At 56.9% G+C, this 17,213-nt stretch carries 14 protein-coding genes; 1 reads left to right on the forward strand and 13 read right to left on the reverse strand.

What is annotated here, in order from left to right:
* Window positions 1-22: 22 nt before the first annotated feature.
* Window positions 23-610 (forward strand): TlpA family protein disulfide reductase, encoded by a 588-nt coding sequence (locus tag ADH68_RS06360; protein ID WP_068961535.1) that lies wholly within the window; start codon window positions 23-25, stop codon window positions 608-610.
* 736 nt (window positions 611-1,346) lie between these two features.
* On the opposite strand, the gene era is transcribed toward ADH68_RS06360, so the two are convergent.
* The 13 genes from era to ADH68_RS06425 form a co-directional block, all read right to left on the reverse strand.
* Window positions 1,347-2,237 (reverse strand): GTPase Era, encoded by an 891-nt coding sequence (era, locus tag ADH68_RS06365; RefSeq protein ID WP_068961534.1) that lies wholly within the window; start codon window positions 2,235-2,237, stop codon window positions 1,347-1,349.
* A 91-nt stretch (window positions 2,238-2,328) separates the two neighbouring features.
* The gene (locus ADH68_RS06370) at window positions 2,329-3,417 is read right to left on the reverse strand and encodes a mannose-1-phosphate guanylyltransferase (protein WP_068961533.1); all 1,089 of its coding nucleotides are present in this window, start codon (window positions 3,415-3,417) and stop codon (window positions 2,329-2,331) included.
* 73 nt (window positions 3,418-3,490) lie between these two features.
* Complete coding sequence (locus ADH68_RS06375; protein ID WP_084274114.1) at window positions 3,491-4,540, reverse strand: MBL fold metallo-hydrolase; 1,050 nt, start codon at window positions 4,538-4,540, stop codon at window positions 3,491-3,493.
* Between the two features lie 24 nt (window positions 4,541-4,564).
* Complete coding sequence (locus tag ADH68_RS06380; RefSeq protein WP_068961532.1) at window positions 4,565-5,272, reverse strand: SAM-dependent methyltransferase; 708 nt, start codon at window positions 5,270-5,272, stop codon at window positions 4,565-4,567.
* On the reverse strand, window positions 5,272-6,660 hold the full coding sequence (gene ftsZ, locus ADH68_RS06385) for a cell division protein FtsZ (RefSeq protein ID WP_084274113.1): 1,389 nt from the start codon (window positions 6,658-6,660) through the stop codon (window positions 5,272-5,274). Before ftsZ ends, ADH68_RS06380 begins: the two co-directional genes overlap by 1 nt.
* A gap of 54 nt (window positions 6,661-6,714) precedes the next feature.
* Window positions 6,715-8,040: a cell division protein FtsA gene (gene ftsA, locus ADH68_RS06390; RefSeq protein WP_068961531.1), complete on the reverse strand. Its 1,326-nt coding sequence runs from the start codon at window positions 8,038-8,040 to the stop codon at window positions 6,715-6,717.
* Window positions 8,041-8,083: 43 nt separating this feature from the next.
* Window positions 8,084-9,076: a cell division protein FtsQ/DivIB gene (locus ADH68_RS06395; protein WP_068961530.1), complete on the reverse strand. Its 993-nt coding sequence runs from the start codon at window positions 9,074-9,076 to the stop codon at window positions 8,084-8,086.
* Window positions 9,077-9,126: 50 nt separating this feature from the next.
* Window positions 9,127-10,503 carry a UDP-N-acetylmuramate--L-alanine ligase gene (locus tag ADH68_RS06400; RefSeq protein ID WP_068961529.1) on the reverse strand — a complete coding sequence of 459 codons (1,377 nt, stop codon included), beginning with the start codon at window positions 10,501-10,503 and terminating at the stop codon, window positions 9,127-9,129.
* Entirely contained in the window at window positions 10,500-11,600 is a 1,101-nt protein-coding gene (murG, locus tag ADH68_RS06405) for an undecaprenyldiphospho-muramoylpentapeptide beta-N-acetylglucosaminyltransferase (protein WP_068961528.1), read from the reverse strand. The genes ADH68_RS06400 and murG overlap by 4 nt, the downstream gene beginning before the upstream one ends.
* Window positions 11,601-11,615: 15 nt before the next feature.
* Complete coding sequence (locus tag ADH68_RS06410) at window positions 11,616-12,980, reverse strand: FtsW/RodA/SpoVE family cell cycle protein (protein ID WP_135993842.1); 1,365 nt, start codon at window positions 12,978-12,980, stop codon at window positions 11,616-11,618.
* A 71-nt stretch (window positions 12,981-13,051) separates the two neighbouring features.
* Complete coding sequence (murD, locus tag ADH68_RS06415) at window positions 13,052-14,425, reverse strand: UDP-N-acetylmuramoyl-L-alanine--D-glutamate ligase (RefSeq protein WP_068961527.1); 1,374 nt, start codon at window positions 14,423-14,425, stop codon at window positions 13,052-13,054.
* Window positions 14,426-14,441: 16 nt separating this feature from the next.
* The gene (mraY, locus tag ADH68_RS06420) at window positions 14,442-15,701 is read right to left on the reverse strand and encodes a phospho-N-acetylmuramoyl-pentapeptide-transferase (protein ID WP_068961526.1); all 1,260 of its coding nucleotides are present in this window, start codon (window positions 15,699-15,701) and stop codon (window positions 14,442-14,444) included.
* Window positions 15,702-15,758: 57 nt separating this feature from the next.
* On the reverse strand, window positions 15,759-17,210 hold the full coding sequence (locus ADH68_RS06425) for a UDP-N-acetylmuramoyl-L-alanyl-D-glutamate--2,6-diaminopimelate ligase (RefSeq protein WP_068961525.1): 1,452 nt from the start codon (window positions 17,208-17,210) through the stop codon (window positions 15,759-15,761).
* Between the last annotated feature and the right edge of the window lie 3 nt (window positions 17,211-17,213).

Genomic DNA, 17,213 nt, shown 5'->3' on the forward strand with positions numbered 1-17,213 from the left:
GTACCGAAGATTTATGTCTGCTATGACGGTCGTTGTAAGGGTTGTGTTGTCACTCCTGCTGCTTGTTGTGGCGGGCGGCTGCATCACTGAGAAAGATGAGCCTGTGGTGTCGGTCGGAGTCGGCGATGCCGTGCCGCAGTTCTCGGTGACGCTCGATGACGGCTCGCAGTTTGACTACGACATAGTGCGCCGCCACCCCTGCGTCATAGTATTCTTCGACACCTCGTGCCCCGACTGCCGGGCCGCCCTCCCCGTCATCCAGTCTGTAGCCTCAGAGCTCGCCGCCTCGACGTCATGCATTCCCCGCGATGGGGTTGAGGTTGCCGACAATGCCGTTTACACCTCCCCTAAGGCCCGTGGTGATGCCCTTGATGTGCGTTTCATATGCATATCCCGAGGTGAGACGCAACCCTCAGTCGCCGCCTATTGGCAGGAGGCCGGCCTCACCCTCCCGTACTCCGCCCAACCCGACGATGCCGTCTACCGACTCTTCGCCAACCGCATCATCCCGCGCGTCTACGTCACCCGTTCCTCCGCGCCCCTCCCCGTCATCTCCGCCCTCTTCGTCGAGCGCCTCACCCCCGAGGCCCTCCGCGCCGCCCTCCCCTGATTCCCGCATTTGCCCCGCCCCCCAATCCCCCGTGCACAGCATTGTCCCAATTTGGAATTGTCGCCGGGCTACGCCGAGCACACACGAGATGAAATCCCTTGACCTATGGCTGCGAACCGCTAAGCGCGGCTCTTACCATAGGCTAACGTTGTGGGCGCCCCCAAGGGGGCTATGCGCTAACGCGTTGGGCCGCCCCCGCAATCCGCGTTTCGTGTAGTATAGCCGCCCGGCAATCCAATCATCTTTACCGATTTGCCCGCCCCGCAATCCAAATCTCGGGAGGCATTTTTTATCCGTATGCTCTTGTCGCCCAATTCATCATTCTATTGTCTTATTCCCATCGCCATGCCATGGCGCTCCCTCCATCCATTGTTGGGCGCAATTCGGATAGCTATCTCCGATAATCCCCATTGTTGAGTGCAATCATGATGGTGGCGTCCTGGTATGGCTGCGCCGGCAACTCCCCGCGTTAGCGCATAGCCCCCTTGGGGGCGTCCACAACGTTAGCCTATGGTAAGAGCCGCGCTTAGCGGTTCGCAACCATAGGTATAGTCCCACCCCCGGAATGCCCGGCGTAGCCCGGCGACACCATCCATCCTCCATCGTCCCTCCCAACCCCCACCACCCATCCCCGCATTTGTCCCCGCCCAAAACGAAAAAAATCAGCCGCCCCACGGGGGGACGGCTGACATTCGTATTGATGGTATATTCCGATTAGACCGGGTAAAAAGATTATCTATTCGATATAGCCGAACGCGCGGAGCTTGTTGTCGCGGTTGCGCCAATCCTTCTCGACCTTCACAAACAACTCGAGATACACGTGCTTGCCGAAGAATGTCTCGATATCCTTGCGGGCCTGCGTGCCCACCTTCTTGAGCATCGTGCCACCCTTGCCGATGATGATGCCCTTCTGCGAGTCGCGCTCCACGTATATTACGGCCATGATGTGGATACCGTCCTCCTTCTCGTCGAACTTCTCCACCACCACCTCGACCGAATAGGGCACCTCCTTGTCGAGATTGAGCAGCAGCTTCTCGCGGATTATCTCCGTCACGAAGAAGCGCGCCGGCTTGTCGGTGAGCGCATCCTTGCCGAAATATGGCGGCGCCACCGGGAGCAGCTCGACGATACGCGCCATGAGTGTGTCGGTGTTGAAATGGAGCTTGGCCGAGGTGGGGAACACTTCGGCGTTGGGGAGCAGCTCCTTCCAGCGGGCCACGGTCGACTCAAGCTCGTCCTGCCCCTTGAGCAGGTCGACCTTGTTGATGACCAGCAGCACCGGCACGGTCTCCTTGGCCACCTTGGCGAGGAAGTCGGCGTTTTTGGTAGGGTCCTCGACCACGTCGGTGACGTAGAGGAGCACGTCGGCGTCGGTCAGCGCGCCCTCGGAGAACTCGCGCATCGCCTCCTGCATCTTGTAGTTGGGCTTGAGCACGCCGGGAGTGTCGGAGAACACTATCTGGTAGTCGTCGGTGTTGACGATACCCATTATGCGGTGGCGTGTGGTCTGGGCCTTCTGGGTGATGATCGAGATGCGCTCGCCCACGAGGTCGTTCATCAGCGTCGACTTCCCTACGTTGGGGTTGCCCACGATATTGACGAAGCCTGATTTATGATTTTCGTTCATTGGTGTCTTGAATTTTGATTGTACTCTACCTATAACGCCCGAATGGACGTTTAAGTTGTGAGCCGCCCGCGGTGGAAGCCGGGAGGGGGGATTACAGGTGCTTGTCGCCGTAGGTGAGCTTCACGTCGTTGACGTAGAGCTTGATATGCTGCTCCTCCGACTTGGGGCATATGAGCAGCACATCGCCGGCGTCGGCTATGATATAGTCGTGAAGGCCGTTGGCCACCACAAGTTTCTCGCCCTTTACGGCAAAGATGTTGCCCGACGAGTTGTAGGCCAGCACGCGGCAGTTCTGGGTCACGTTCTGGTCGCGGTTTTTGGGCGAATTGTCGTAGAGCGAGCTCCATGTGCCGAGGTCGTTCCAGCCGAAATCGACACACTCGACATACACGTTTGCCGCGCGCTCCATCACCGCGTAGTCAATCGATATGTTGACACACGAGGGGAACTCGCGCTCGATAAACTCGCGCTCGCGTTCTGTGGCGAAGTCGCCTAGGCCGCGGTCGAAGGTGGCCGTCAGGTCGGGCGCGTGCATGTGGAGCGCCTCAAGTATGGCCTTGGCCGACCACAGGAATATGCCGGAGTTCCAGAAGAACTCGCCGCTCTCGACAAACACCTTGGCCAGGTCGAGGTCGGGCTTTTCGGTGAATGTCTTCACCTTGAGTATGCCGTCGTTGCCTTCCACGGGGCTCCCTACCTGTATGTAGCCGTAGCCGGTCTCGGGGCGTGTGGGCTTGATGCCGAGAGTGAGCAGGGCGTCGTTGTTTTCGACGAATGAGAATCCGCGGTCGATCGAGTTGATGAACTCAAGCTCGCGGGTGATGAGGTGGTCGCTGGGGGTGACTATCATCGACGCCTCGGGGTCGAGCGCGTGGATGTGGTGGGCCGCCCAGGCAATGCAGGGTGCTGTGTTGCGGCGGGCGGGTTCGAGGAGTATCTGGTGGTCGGCGAGTTCGGGCAACTGCTCGCGCACGAGCGGCGCGTAGTGGTCGTTGGTCACGATAATCACATGCTCTTTGTCGACGAGCGGCAATATGCGGTCGTACGACATCTGGAGCAGCGAACGTCCGGTGCCGAAGAAGTCGATAAACTGCTTGGGGCGGTCGGCGCGGCTGTAGGGCCAGAATCGGGAGCCTATGCCTCCGCACATAATCACGCAATAACGATGTGGATTGCTCATAGAGATTGGTAAGTTTATGGGAGAAATGAGATAAGTAAAAAAGAAATTTCAGTATGGAGTGGCCGGTGTCGGCTTACCGGGTACGGTCGGGACGGAATGAGTAGAACCTCGATTCGCCCGTGCGCGGCAGGGCCACCAATTGTATGTCGGCGGCGAAGTCGGCCGGGGTGTCGTTGCCTTCGCCCACCTTGAGGCCTATCCCTTCGAGGGCCTTTCTCGACTCTTCGAGGGCCTTCTCGGGGGTGTTGTTCTCCTGCGAGAGATGGCACAGGAATACGTTCTTGAGCCTCGGGGTGTAGATTTCGGCCAGATAGTGCGCGGTCACGAGGTTGTCCATGTGGCCGTTGTCGGTCTGTATGCGTGCCTTGAGATACTCGGGATATGAGCCGTGGCGCAGCATCTCGAGGTCGTAGTTCGACTCGATGACCAGATAGTCGGTCTGGCGCATATAGTGGTCGACGCGCGGAGATATGCATCCCAGATCGGTGGCTATGGTAAACGCGCGGTCGTCGTGCCGGATAAAGAAGCCGGCGTTGTCGGTGCCGTCGTGCATGGTCTCGAACGCCGTTATGGTGAAGTTGCCTATCGTGAAGGGTATCTCCTTGTATATTGCCACATGGTAGTCCTTCAGACGTCGCGACACACTGTGGCGCCTCATGATGCCGCTCAGTGCGCGCGGGGTGCAGTACAGCGCCATGTGCCGGTGTTTGCGCAGCAGGGTGTAGACGCAGCGCATGTGGTCGCTGTGGTCGTGGGTTATGCATATCCCTTTCACGTGCTGCATGCTGATGCCGTGGCGCCGCAGGGTGTCGACCACGGTTGGCGCGTCGACACCGGCGTCGACGAGAAATCCGCTCTGCGAGTCGCCGATGTAGCAGCAGTTGCCCGAGGAGCCCGAGCCGAGCGACATGAAGCGTATGCGGTTGGGCACCGGGCTTGCGACTACCGGGCCGAGGGGCGATGCGGGCGCCACCGGATGCGGAAACGCGTTGAGGCCGCCTTCGAGCAGGGTGGAGTGGCGGGCGATGTCGGTCTGCACCGGCTGTGGGGTATATGGCGTACGCTCCTGGTCGTCAAACAGACCGGGGAAGTCGGGGGTTGTGTATCTGGATCGTTTGGCCATATCTTGTCGGTGGCGGTAGGTGGGTTATGCTTTGTATAGCAGGAATATGGTGGGTATCTTGTCGTAGTTGTAGTCGGCACGCGCCCATGCCGACACAGTACGGGTGACAATCGACTGCCGCGGGCCGGTAATGTCGGAGGCCACGCAGAGGAGCATGTCGGAGGGGAGTGTGGCGGCAAGCTCGCGTATGAGACGGTTGTTGCGGTAGGGTGTCTCGATGAAAATCTGTGTCTGGCTGTTGCGCGCTATGCGTTGCTGCATGTCGCGTATGGCGGCTGTGCGGCGATGGCTCTCAATCGGGAGGTAGCCGAGAAATGCGAAGTTCTGTCCGTTGAATCCCGATGCCATCAGCCCCATGATTATGCTCGACGGGCCTACGAGGGGCACTACCTCTATGCCGTGGCGCTGTGCGAGAGCCACGATGTCGGCTCCGGGGTCGGCCACTCCGGGGCATCCTGCCTCGGATATCACACCGCAGTCGGCTCCGTCGAGGATGGGGCGCAACATGGCGTCGACCTCCTCGCGGCGGGTGTGTTCGCTCAGCTCGACCATGGTGAGGCTGTCGATATCGATGCTCTTGTCGCACGACTTGAGGAAGCGGCGCGCCGAGCGCAGATTCTCGACAACGAAGTAGCGCAGCGTCTGCACTATGCCGGTGTTGTAGCCGGGAAGCACGCGGTCGGGCGCGGTTTCTGACAGGGGGACGGGGATGAGATAGAGTCGGCCGGCCATCAGAATCGGATTGTGCGGTTTGACGTGCCGGGCTGTGAGGACATGGGTGCGGGGCCCGACGATAGCGGTGAGTCGTTGTTGCGCGACAGCACTGCGGCGGCCACCGAGCCGGGATTGGAGCCCTTGCGGCCTATCTCGCGGATTTCGTTGGCGGTGTTGGCGTTGCGGTTGTGGGTCGGACTCTTCTCGAAAGCCTCGATAAAGCGGTCGTCGTCCATCTGCGAGGGTGTGAGGACGATAAACTTGGCTTTGGTCTTCTGCTCGACCATGCCGGCCACGGCCTTGTCGCCGTATTCCTGGCGTATGCGTTCGGTGGCGTCGGCTGAATTCTTGTTCTCGCCGAAGTCGATTTTGTCTTTCTTGCCGCCGAAGAATGTGGAGCGGGTGTTGTCCTTGGTATCGTTGATCGTAATCTCGAATCCGGTGGCGAGGATGGTCATCTTCACGCGGTTTTCGAGAGTGCGGTCGTAGTACATACCCCAGATGATGTCGACATCGGTGTCAATCGAGCTGATAAACGATGTGAGCTCGTCGGTCTCCTCCATCTTGAAGTCCATGTCGGGGTTGATGTAGATGTTGAAAAGGAGTTTTTTCGACGAGAGCACGTCGCGGTTCTTGAGCAGCGGAGAGTTGAGAGCGTCCTGTATGGCTTTGGTCACACGGTTCTCGCCTTCGCCGTATCCGGTTGAGATGATTGCGGCGCCACCGTTGCGCAGGGTTGTGTCCACGTCGTTGAAGTCGAGGCGGATATGCACATCCTCCCATGTGATCAGCTCGGCGATTGAGCGGGCGGCGGTGGTGAGGGTGTCGTCGGCTTTGCCGAACGCGTTGATGACGTTGAGGTCGGGGTATATCTCGTTGAGGCGCTGATTGTTGATGATGAGCATGGCGTCGACATACTTGCTCATCTCCTCGGCGCCCTCTAGGGCCTTGATAATCTTTTTGGTGCCTTCGAACAGGAAGGGAATGGTGACGATACCGATTGTGAGGAGTCCGCGGTCGCGTGCGATGCGTGCCACTACCGGCGACGCGCCGGTGCCGGTGCCGCCACCCATGCCTGCGGTGATAAACACCATCTTGGTCTTGTCGTTGAAGATTTCGGCAATCTTCTCGGCGCTCTCCTCGGCAGCGGCTCTGGCCACATCGGGCTTGTTGCCTGCGCCGAGGCCGTTGCCGATCTGCACCTTGGTGGGCACCGGCGACTGCATCAGGGCCTTGCGGTCGGTGTTGAGCACTACGAACGATACATGCTTGATGTCCTGCCGGAACATGTGGCTGACGGCATTGTTGCCGCCGCCGCCTACGCCGAGCACCTTTATGATAACGTCTTCGTCCTCACCGGTTGCAAATCCGGCATCATATGCGTTGGGTATGTCTTCGATTGTCATGTCGGTAATAATCAGTGGATGAGGTGTTTGGTGGGCTTTCTGAGGGCTCGCGGTTTACTCGTCATTGTCATCGGGCTCCTGGAACCATTTGCTGAGGCGCCCCATGATGCGGTCGATCGACGAGCCTCCGTTGCCTTTGTTTTTCTCCTTTTTCTTCTCGCGGTTCTTTTTGGGGTTGATGCCGGGACCGTCCTCTTCGTCGTAGGCCGAATCGACAGCTACTGTAGGCTCGGGCATTTCGGTGCACTCCTGTGGCACTCTGGCCGCGATGTTGAGAATCGATATAACATCCAGGGTGTCGATGCTCTGGAGCCGCGGGTCGGAGATGCGTATTTCGGGAGGCAGGCTGCCGAGGCGCACCTTTACATTGCTCTGCTGCGACTGAAGCAGCTGTGGGAATCCGCGCAGACGCGAGCCGCCGCCTACGAGTATGATTCCTGCCGGGAGGTCGTTGGTGAGTGACAGTCCGGCATATTTTGGCTGCTCGATGATGTTGGCCGCAATCTCTCCGGCGCGTGCGCGCACATAATTGTTGACCTCTGCTGGGTCGCCGTCGAAGTCGTGCTTGCGTATGGCCGGCTCGGCGTTTATGGCGTCGCCGATATTGCGCTTGATTTCCTCGGCTTTTTCTTCGGTGTAGCCGAGGGTCATTATGTCGCGTGTGATGCAGCGCGAGCCGATCGGCAGGGTGGCGAAGTAGGTCAGGAATCCGTTTTTGTAGATGCTTACGGTGGTGGTCTCCGCACCGAAGTCGACGAGCATGCATCCGAGTTTCTTTTCGTCGGAAGAGAGTACAAGAGCGGCGAGTGCGGTCTGGCGCACGAGTATCCCCTTTATGGCCAGCTGCTGGCGGTCGGAGATGGCTCTCACGAGATTTTTCTGCACCATCGGCTTGCAGGTGATTAGGTTGAACTCGGCGTGGATGTCGCGTCCGAATGTGCCTCGGGGGTTGGCGATGTCCATATTGTCGACGATAAACTGGCGCGGGAGCACCTGCACGACCGTGCGGTCGGAGAATGCCTGCGCGCGTGCCTCGTCGTTGAGCTGTCGGAGTACATCGGCCGTAATCTCGGTCTCCTCGTTGTAGGCGCGCTCCACAGTGGCCGACGCCCCCATTGTAGAGCGTCCGCCCAGGGCCACGTATACTGCCTTTATCTTGCGTGGATGTATTGTCTGGTGGTTTTCGAGCTTGAGTTTGAGCTTGCTGATGCGGTTGCTTACCTCCTCGACGTTCTGTACCGCTCCGTAGCGTACGGCGTCGATAGCGCATTCCTCTTCAACGCCAAGCACGGAGAGTGTTCCGGTCTCGTCTACTCGGCCTACTGCGGCGCGGATGTGTGAGCTTCCTATCTCGATTGCTGCGATATATGTCGGTTCCATATGTGGAATGTAGTTTTACTGTGTTGTGAGTGATGGGGCGGAATCAGGATTTGCTGTTCTTTTTTCCGTTTTTTTGTGGCGAGTGCTTTGGAGCCGGTTTTTTGGCGGCTCCGTGTGCGGCCTTTTCAAGTGTGAGCTTCGGTCGGGGCATTGTGTCGGCTATGGCTTTCACTTTGCCGGCCGGTACTGTCTTTATCGACTGGTTGTCGGATATGAGCACTGAGTCGCCTACAAGCATTGTCCCGACATCAGGAGCTTCGCGTTCAGCCTCGAAATCCACAGCGCTTATTGCAGTGTGTAGTTTCTTGGCGCGACGCGTCGCGACAATCTGCCCCTTCCATTTAACCGATAAGGTGTCATAAAAGTTCCAGCCTTTTACAGGAAGTATCTCCCGATAGGCTCTTTTTATGCGTTTGAACTTGTCGGGGAGGTCGTTTATGTCACCGATATTGATTACATGTCCGTGAATCATGGGCACGAGAATGAGATTGTTCGGTCCGTCGGCTTTCACACATGTAATCAGCGCCGACCATGCCGAGTCGGAGCTGATATGGCGCAGGAGCGGGAGCAGGTCGACGGCGCTCATAGTCGAGTCGAAGCGTCCGTAGATGATGGGCGCGTCGGTGTGGTAGCGTGCCGTAGCCGATATGCGCTTTCCGTCCTTGTTGATGTAGTAGGAGTGATTGCCTTCGAATACTCTGGCTACAGGCTGCATGGGTGTCACTTCGATGTTGACGGTGCCATCGGTGAGCTTGGTGCATACTGCGCTCTCGATTTTGTCAATATTGTTGAGCAGTCGCTCCATGCTGTCGGTGTTTATGTCGGCCAGACGTCGCTTCGACGGGCTTTTCGCCATATTGCCGAGTTCGTGGGCTACCTCTCGGGCTGTGACGAAGTGGGAGCCTTTGGAGTCATCGACCTCGATGTGAAGTCCGCGGCACATCATCTCGTCGGCGCGGCTGTGCGACCATGATACGGCTACCGCTACGTAGACGAGCAGTAGAAGGGTGATTATGCAGCGTACTGTTCTTTTCATTGCCTTATGTCGGAGGAGAGAGGGGTATATATGCGTTAAGTCGCTGCATGTCAGCCTTTATGGCCGACAGCATCGACGATTGCGGGAAGGCTGGCGCATATGTCGCCGGCCCCGGCGGTCAATAATATCTCAAAGTTACGACTTTTTATTGTTTCTGTCAAATTCTCTTTAGAAATCATTATTTTGTCGGGAGTGGAGATACGGTCGAATATGATTTTTGATGTTACCCCCTCGATAGGTTCTTCACGTGCCGGATATATGTCGAGCAGGATTACGGAGTCGGCCATAGAAAGGGCCTCGGCAAACTGCGGTGCGAAATCGCGTGTGCGTGAATAGAGGTGGGGCTGGAATGCCACGGTAAGCCGGCGTCCGGGATATAGTGCCTTGACCGAGGTAATCGATGCCCGCAGTTCGTCGGGATGGTGCGCGTAATCATCGATTATTGCCCGTCCCGGCTCTCGCAGCCAGAATTCGAAGCGGCGTTTCGCGCCCTGGAATGTAGCCATGGCTTTGCGTATGTTGTCATCGGAGATATCCTCTCCTGTGAGGAGGCATGCGCCGATAGCAGCGATAGCATTTTCGATATTGATGTCTACGGGTACACCGAGGTCAATGCCGGAGATTGTGCGACCGGGAGCCACGAGGTCAAACGACAGGTGGCCCTCTGCGCGGCGTATGTTGGCGGCATGGAAGTCGCCCTCGTCGCGGGAGTAGGTGTACACTTCCACTCCGGGACTCTGCCGGGGCTTTAGCTTCAGCCCGGTGTGGAGCAGCAGCTTTCCGCCGGACTTTATCAGCTCGGTGAAGTGGGCGAAACTTTCGAGATAAGCCTCTTCGGTGCCGTATATGTCGAGATGGTCGGGGTCGGTGGCGGTGACTACGGCCACGTAGGGCGAAAGATGGTGGAACGAGCGGTCGAACTCATCGGCCTCGATGACAGAGTAGGGCGATGTGGCGCTTAGCATAAGGTTGCTCCCATAGCCGCGCAACACCCCTCCGAGGAATGCGTTGGAGCCTATGCCGCATGTGTGCATCAGGTGGGCGGCCATCGACGAGGTGGTAGTCTTGCCGTGGGTGCCGGAAAAGCAGAGACCTTTGGAGTCGCGGGTTATGGCGCCGAGCACTGCCGCGCGCTTGATAACCTCATACCCGTTGTCGCGGAAGTAGGTGAGCTGCGGATGTGAGTCGGGTAGTGCGGGAGTGTAGACTACGGTCACTTCGTCGGGACAGCCACGGAAGTCGGCCGGGATAGCCTCGACCGATTCGTCGAAAGTAATCTCGACACCTTCATCGTTTAGGGCACTGGTGAGGTCGGAGGGTGTGCGGTCATAGCCGGCCACACGCATCCCTTTTGAAAGGAAATAACGTTCGAGCGCGGCCATTCCGATACCTCCGGCTCCGGCGAAATATATCTTTTTCTTAATCATTTTCTGTCTGCTACAATAGAAATAATACGGTCGACAATCTTATCGTCGGCATTGTGGAGCGCCATCTTTGCTGCGTTTTGTCCGAGTCGTCCGAGTGCATCGGGATTGTCAAGGAGCGATGTAAGCGCGGAAGGTAGTTCACGGCATGCCTCCGAGTCGAGAATCATCACCGCGGCATCGCGCGAGGCGAGAGCCTCGGCGTTTTTACGCTGATGGTCCTCCGCCACATTGGGCGATGGAATAAGGATTGCGCTCTTGCCGAGTATCTGGAGTTCGGATATGGTGCCGGCGCCGGCGCGCGAAACTACGATGTCGGCGGCGCGGTAGGCGAGATCCATCCTTGAGATGAACGGCACGGCTTTTACCGTGTTTTCATGCCCGGCGGCTATGGCGGCACACTGTTCGGCATAGTATTTACCTGTCTGCCACAGTATGAACGCCCCGGCTTTACGGGCTGCGTCGAGCGATGCTGCCACAGCTTCATTGACAGTGCGCGCCCCGAGTGAGCCTCCCACTACGAGCACGACAGGTCTGTCGGAAGGCACTCCGAGTTCGCTGCATGCCTCGCTACGGCTTATGGCCGCGGCTTCGGTGATGGCCGAGCGCACAGGGTTGCCCGTAAGCAATATCTTGCCGGATGGGAAGAAACGTTCCATTCCAGGATATGCGGTGCATATGGCTTCAGCCTTGGCGGCAAGCAGTTTGTTGGTGACTCCTGCATATGAATTCTGCTCCTGTATGAGGGTGGGTATGCCATGCTTCTGCGCTTCCTTGAGCATCGGTCCGCTGGCATATCCGCCTACGCCCACGGCTATGTCGGGACGGAATTCGCGCAATATTTTTTTTGCCATACGCATCGAGCGCCACAGGCGCATGAGCACGCCGAAATTGCGCCACAGGCGCTTGCGGTCGAATCCGCTTACGGGGAGTCCGACAATCTTATATCCGGCAGCCGGAACGCGCTCCATCTCCATGCGTCCTTCGGCTCCGACAAACAATATCTCGACGTCGGGCATCCGCCGGCGCAATGCATTGGCTATTGACAGTGCGGGAAAAATGTGGCCTCCTGTGCCACCTCCGCTTATAAGTACTTTCATAGGTCGGTGTGTCTGTTATCGCAATTCTACCGGATTGCTGGCACGAAGTTCTTCGGGAAGTGCGTTGAGCTCCTCCTTTATCTGCTGCGATGTGCCGTTCTGCACGGCTGTACGGCTTACGCTGAGCATCATGCCGAATGCTATTGATGTTATGAGAATCGAGGTGCCCCCCTTGGATATGAGCGGCAACGGCTGTCCCGACACCGGGAAGGTGCCGGTAGTGATAGCCATATGGAAGAGGGCCTGCAACACTATCATTACCGCCAGCCCCATCAGCAGGATTACGGGGAACGCGCGGTGGCACCTCTGTGCTATCATTCCCGCTCGGGCAAGCAATGTGAGATAAAGTCCGAGCAGCAGTGTTCCGCCGATAAATCCGATGTCCTCAAGTATGATGGCATAGATATAGTCGGAGAATGCGAGCGGCAGACGTGCTGTCTCGCGCGAGTTGCCGGGAAACACTCCAAAAAGTCCGCCGTTGGCCTGTGCCATGTAGGAGAGCATCTCCTGGCGATTCTCGGCTGTAATCTCCATTTCGTATTTGGGTATGGAATCGCCGAAGAATCGGTCGAGGCGCTTTGCCCATGTGCCCTCGCGTGCTCCGGCCACGCTCTCTGTGCCTCCGGTCTGAGCGACGGCCTCTGTCAGCTCGGAATTCTTGTCGTGGGAGGAGCCGAGAAACTTGTATGCCACCACGCATCCCATAAGAAACGCGAATACGGCTCCGAGCGCAAGCACTTTTTTCCACTCTGTGCCGCCTATGAGTATCATGGCTGCTGCTATGCCTGTGAGCAGAATCGTGTTGGTGAGCCCCTGAGGGAGGAGGAGCCCGCAGAATATGGCGATGACTATACCAGAGATGACCACGGCGCGTGTCTCCACGCCTATACTCTTGGCTTTCTGTGATGTGCCCATTATCTTTGCTATGGCCAGAACGGCCGACATCTTGATGAATTCGGCTCCCTGCAGGGCGAGTGGTCCGATTGTCACACTGCGCCGCGCGCCGTTGATGATATCGCCGAAGAATGTGATGTATATCATCAGCAGCACGGAGAAGCCTACGAAAACGTAGGCCAGTGCATAGAACCACTTGTAGTGCATTCTCTCAAGAGTCCACACTATGCCAAAGCCGGCGAGGAGCATGCTCAGATGTCGCACGATAGGGCCATAGACGCCGGCCGACGCCACCTCACGCGACGAGGCACTGTACAGCTCGATGATAGAGATTATACAGAGAGCGATGTATACGCCCCATATGTATTTGTCGCCGTGGCGGCGGAATGTGGAGGCCGTAGACGATGGTATGGCCTTGGTAGCTGCGGCGGCTATATTGCCGAAAGGGGTTGATTCGGTTGTCGTAGTATTGTTGTCGAGTATCATTGCCGGAGAGCTGTAAGGGATGGAGTGAGGCCCGGGTGGATGTATGTGTGATGTATATGAAGTGTGCGGGATTATTTCTTCAGAGCTTTTACCGCATTTTTGAACCGACGTCCGCGGTCCTCGTAGCTCTGGAACAGGTCGAAGCTGGCGCAACATGGCGAAAGGAGCACGGTGTCGCCGGCGGTTGCCAGCGCGGCGCATGCGTCGACAGCATCCTGTAGCGAGTGTGTGTCGCGGATTACCGGCACTTTGCCTCCGAAGAATTCCACGATTTTCTCGTTGTGGAGACCCATTGCCACGATTGCCTTGACCTTGTCGCGCACGAGCGGCTCGATTTCGGAGTAATCGTTGCCTTTGTCTTTTCCGCCGAGGATAAGGATTACGTTGCCTCCGGGTGGCATGCTTTCGAGGGCATACCAGCATGAGTTGACGTTGGTGGCTTTGGAGTCGTTGATGTAGCGCACGCCATCTATATCGGCTACAAATTCCAGACGGTGCTCTACGCCCTCGAAGTCTTCGAGCGCGCGGCGTATATCCTCTTTCCGGATGTTGAGCAGACATGCCGACAGTCCGGCAGCCATGGAATTGTACAGATTGTGCAGACCGTGGAGCGAAAGGTCTTTGCGCGGCATTTCAAGGGATGTGCGCGGAGTGTTGATGATGAGGTTGTCGAGAGTGTCGACATATGCGGCGGCCTCTTCTTCCATATGCTCGCTGAAAGGGTATTTGGCGGCTTCTATGGTAATTTGGCGAAGCTGGGCCTCGATTACGGGGTCGTCCTGCCAGAAAATAAACGCGTCCTCAGGTGTCTGGTTGCGGATGATGCGGAACTTGGCGTTGATATAGTTCTGCATCTTGTAGTCGTAGCGGTCGAGATGGTCGGGAGTGATGTTGAGCATCACGGCGATGTTGGCTTTGAAGTCGTACATATTTTCGAGCTGGAATGAACTTAGCTCGATGACATAGACGTCGTGGTGCTCGCGCGCAACCTGCAGGGCGAGGCTACGGCCTACGTTGCCGGCGAGTCCGACATTTATACCGGCCTCACGCAATATGTGGTATGTCAGCAGTGTTGTAGTGGTCTTTCCGTTAGAGCCTGTGATACATACCATCTTGGCGTCGGTGTAGCGTCCGGCGAACTCGATTTCCGATATTACCGGTATCCCTTTTTCCGCGATTTTTACCATTATGGGGGCAGTAGGGGGGATGCCGGGGCTTTTTACCACCTCGTCGGCGTTGAGTATGAGATGCTCGGAGTGTCCGCCCTGTTCGAACGGTATGTTTTCCTCTTCAAGCTGCGCGGCGTAGCGTTGGGGGATATTTCCGTAGTCGGAGAGAAACACGTCCATCCCCTTTTCCTTTCCGAGGATGGCGGCTCCGACTCCGCTCTCTCCGCCTCCGAGTACTACCAGGCGCTTGCGGTGTGTTATTGAGTTGTCTGTCATATTGCAGTGTCGTTTATTATCGTATTTTGAGAGTGACAAATGTGATTACAGCGAGCATTATGCCCACAATCCAGAACCGCGTCACGATTTTCGACTCCGGAATAGCCTGCATCGGTTTCTGTATGAGCGCGGTGACGATACCACCCTGTTTCTGGAAGTGGTGGTGGAGAGGTGTCATTTTGAATACCCTTCGCCCTTCGCCATAGCGTTTCTTTGTAATCTTGAAGTATGCTACCTGGATAATCACCGAGAGATCCTCGACGAAGAATATCGCGCATAATATCGGGAGGAGCAGTTCCTTGCGGATGAGAATTGCGAATACGGCGATAATGCCTCCGATGGTGAGGCTTCCGGTGTCGCCCATGAATACCTGTGCGGGATATGCATTGTACCAGAGGAATCCTACGAGAGCGCCTATGAATGCGGCCATGTATACCACCAGTTCCTCGGAGCCTGGGATATACATTATATTAAGGTAGGAGGAGTATATGATATTGGCTCCGAGATAAGCCATTATGGCGAGCGCTGTGCCGATGATGGCCGATGTGCCTGTGGCAAGCCCGTCGAGTCCGTCGGTCAGATTGGCACCGTTGGATGTGGCTGTGACTACGAATATCACCACGAGCACGAAGAGTATCCATCCGCCGGCTGTGGCGCCGCGTCCCATCCATGATGTGAGCCATGAGTAGTCGAAATTGTTGTTTTTGACAAACGGGATGGTGGTCTGAGGTGTCTTTACATCTTCCTGGACATACTCTATCACCACTTCACTGTTCTCGACATTGCGCATCTCGACATTCTCGCGCATTACGATGTCGGGACTGAACACCATCGTCAGGCCTACCATAAGTCCGAGGCCAATCTGGCCTACAATCTTGAACTTGCCTTTGAGTCCGTCCTTGTCGTGGCGGTGGACCTTTATATAGTCGTCAAGGCCTCCGAGCACCCCGAGCCATAATGTGGCAATCAGCATCAGGGCCATGTATACGTTGCCTATGTTGCCAACGAGCAGACAGGGCACGAGGATGGCGATGATGATGATGACACCGCCCATTGTAGGGGTTCCGGTCTTCTTCATCTGGCCTTCGAGCCCGAGATCGCGAATTATTTCGCCTACCTGCATCATCTGCAGTCGGTCGATTATTTTGCGGCCGAATATCACGGCGATAAATAGCGACAGCACCAGCGCGCATCCGCTGCGGAAGGTTATGTAGTCCATCAGGCGCGCACCCGGCACGCCGAAATCGTCAAGCCACTGGAAAAGATAGTATATCACTGCGTATATAGGAGGGGAGGTCTGTAGTTGTATGTTAATGTATGGTGGTACGGCGGTTTACAGAAGGAACTCTTTCACTACCTCGCGGTCGTCGAAGTGATGTTTCACACCTTTGATTTCCTGATAGTCCTCATGTCCCTTGCCGGCGATAAGGATTACATCGCCCGGCTGTGCTATGGCTGCCGCCGTGCGTATCGCTTCCCTGCGGTCGGCAATGCTCAGGGTCTTTTTGCGTCCTTCGATGTCGAGTCCCTCCTCCATGTCGCGGATTATGTCGGCGGGTTCCTCGTTGCGCGGGTTGTCTGAGGTAAGTATGAGCCGGTCGCTGCGCAGAGCGGCTTCTTTTGCCATGATGGGACGTTTGCCTTTGTCGCGGTTTCCTCCGGCACCGACTACGGTGATGATTGAGCCCCGTGTGCCCACTACCTCGCGTATGGCCTGGAGTACGTTGACAACGGCATCGGGAGTATGCGCGTAGTCGACAATTGCTGTGAATCCCTTGGGTGAGTGGAATGCCTGGAAGCGTCCGGCGACGGGCACGAGGCGGCTCATGGCTACAAGTACCTGCTCGACGGGCCAGCCTATAAGCACAGATGCGGCATAGACAGCAGTCAGGTTGTAGGCGTTGAAGCGTCCGGTGAACAGCACCTCGACCTCGCGTCCGTTGAATGACATCGATGTGCCGTCGAGTCGGCTTTCGATTACGCGGCCTACGAAGTCGGCCTGTGTGCGCAGCGAGTATGTGTATTTTTTTGCGAGAGTGTTCTGGAGCATTACCTGGCCTGTCTTGTCGTCGGCGTTGGTGAGGGCAAATGCTGTCGACGGCAGGTCGTCGAAGAACGATTTTTTTGCCTGAAGATATGCCTCGACTGTTTTATGGTAGTCGAGATGGTCGCGGGTGAGATTGGTGAATATGCCTCCGGTAAAGTGTAGTCCGGCGATGCGGTGCTGGTGGGCGGCGTGGGAGCTTACCTCCATAGAGGCGTATAGGCATCCGTTGTCGACCATGCGGCGCAGCAGGGCGTTGATTGTGAGCGGGTCGGGAGTGGTCTGGCTTGTGGGCACTGCTTCTGTGTCGATGTAGTTGCACACGGTGGAGAGAAGTCCGGCCTTGTAGCCCATCAGTCGGGCCATCTCGTAGATTAGTGTGGCTGTTGTGGTCTTGCCGTTGGTGCCTGTGACACCGACGAGCTTCAGTTGGCGCGAGGGATTGTCGTACCATTCCGATGCGAGATGCCCCAAAGCCACGGCTGAGTTTGCCACTCTTATATATGTAATCGATGTCTCGAGAAACTCCGGCAGTTCCTCGCATACGATAGCGGCTACCCCGCTATACTGGAGCAGAGGAATAAAGGTGTGTCCGTCGACCTGTGTGCCGCGTACGGCCACGAACAGTGAGCCGGTGGTCACACGTCGGGAGTCGCTTACGACGTCGGTTATCTGCTTGTCGTCCGAACCGATGACTTCAATCACCGGAATTGCGGAAAGGAGTTGTGAAAGGGCTTTCATATA

The sequence above is a fragment of the Muribaculum intestinale genome, from assembly GCF_002201515.1.
GTDB lineage: Bacteria > Bacteroidota > Bacteroidia > Bacteroidales > Muribaculaceae > Muribaculum > Muribaculum intestinale.

Bases quoted from the DNA above. Each gene is read 5' to 3' on its own strand.
- ADH68_RS06360 (WP_068961535.1), top strand. From the start codon at position 23: ATGACGGTCGTTGTAAGGGTTGTGTTGTCACTCCTGCTGCTTGTTGTG.
- era (WP_068961534.1), bottom strand. From the start codon at position 2,237: ATGAACGAAAATCATAAATCAGGCTTCGTCAATATCGTGGGCAACCCC.
- ADH68_RS06370 (WP_068961533.1), bottom strand. From the start codon at position 3,417: ATGAGCAATCCACATCGTTATTGCGTGATTATGTGCGGAGGCATAGGC.
- ADH68_RS06375 (WP_084274114.1), bottom strand. From the start codon at position 4,540: ATGGCCAAACGATCCAGATACACAACCCCCGACTTCCCCGGTCTGTTT.
- ADH68_RS06380 (WP_068961532.1), bottom strand. From the start codon at position 5,272: ATGGCCGGCCGACTCTATCTCATCCCCGTCCCCCTGTCAGAAACCGCG.
- ftsZ (WP_084274113.1), bottom strand. From the start codon at position 6,660: ATGACAATCGAAGACATACCCAACGCATATGATGCCGGATTTGCAACC.
- ftsA (WP_068961531.1), bottom strand. From the start codon at position 8,040: ATGGAACCGACATATATCGCAGCAATCGAGATAGGAAGCTCACACATC.
- ADH68_RS06395 (WP_068961530.1), bottom strand. From the start codon at position 9,076: ATGAAAAGAACAGTACGCTGCATAATCACCCTTCTACTGCTCGTCTAC.
- ADH68_RS06400 (WP_068961529.1), bottom strand. From the start codon at position 10,503: ATGATTAAGAAAAAGATATATTTCGCCGGAGCCGGAGGTATCGGAATG.
- murG (WP_068961528.1), bottom strand. From the start codon at position 11,600: ATGAAAGTACTTATAAGCGGAGGTGGCACAGGAGGCCACATTTTTCCC.
- ADH68_RS06410 (WP_135993842.1), bottom strand. From the start codon at position 12,980: ATGATACTCGACAACAATACTACGACAACCGAATCAACCCCTTTCGGC.
- murD (WP_068961527.1), bottom strand. From the start codon at position 14,425: ATGACAGACAACTCAATAACACACCGCAAGCGCCTGGTAGTACTCGGA.
- ADH68_RS06425 (WP_068961525.1), bottom strand. From the start codon at position 17,210: ATGAAAGCCCTTTCACAACTCCTTTCCGCAATTCCGGTGATTGAAGTC.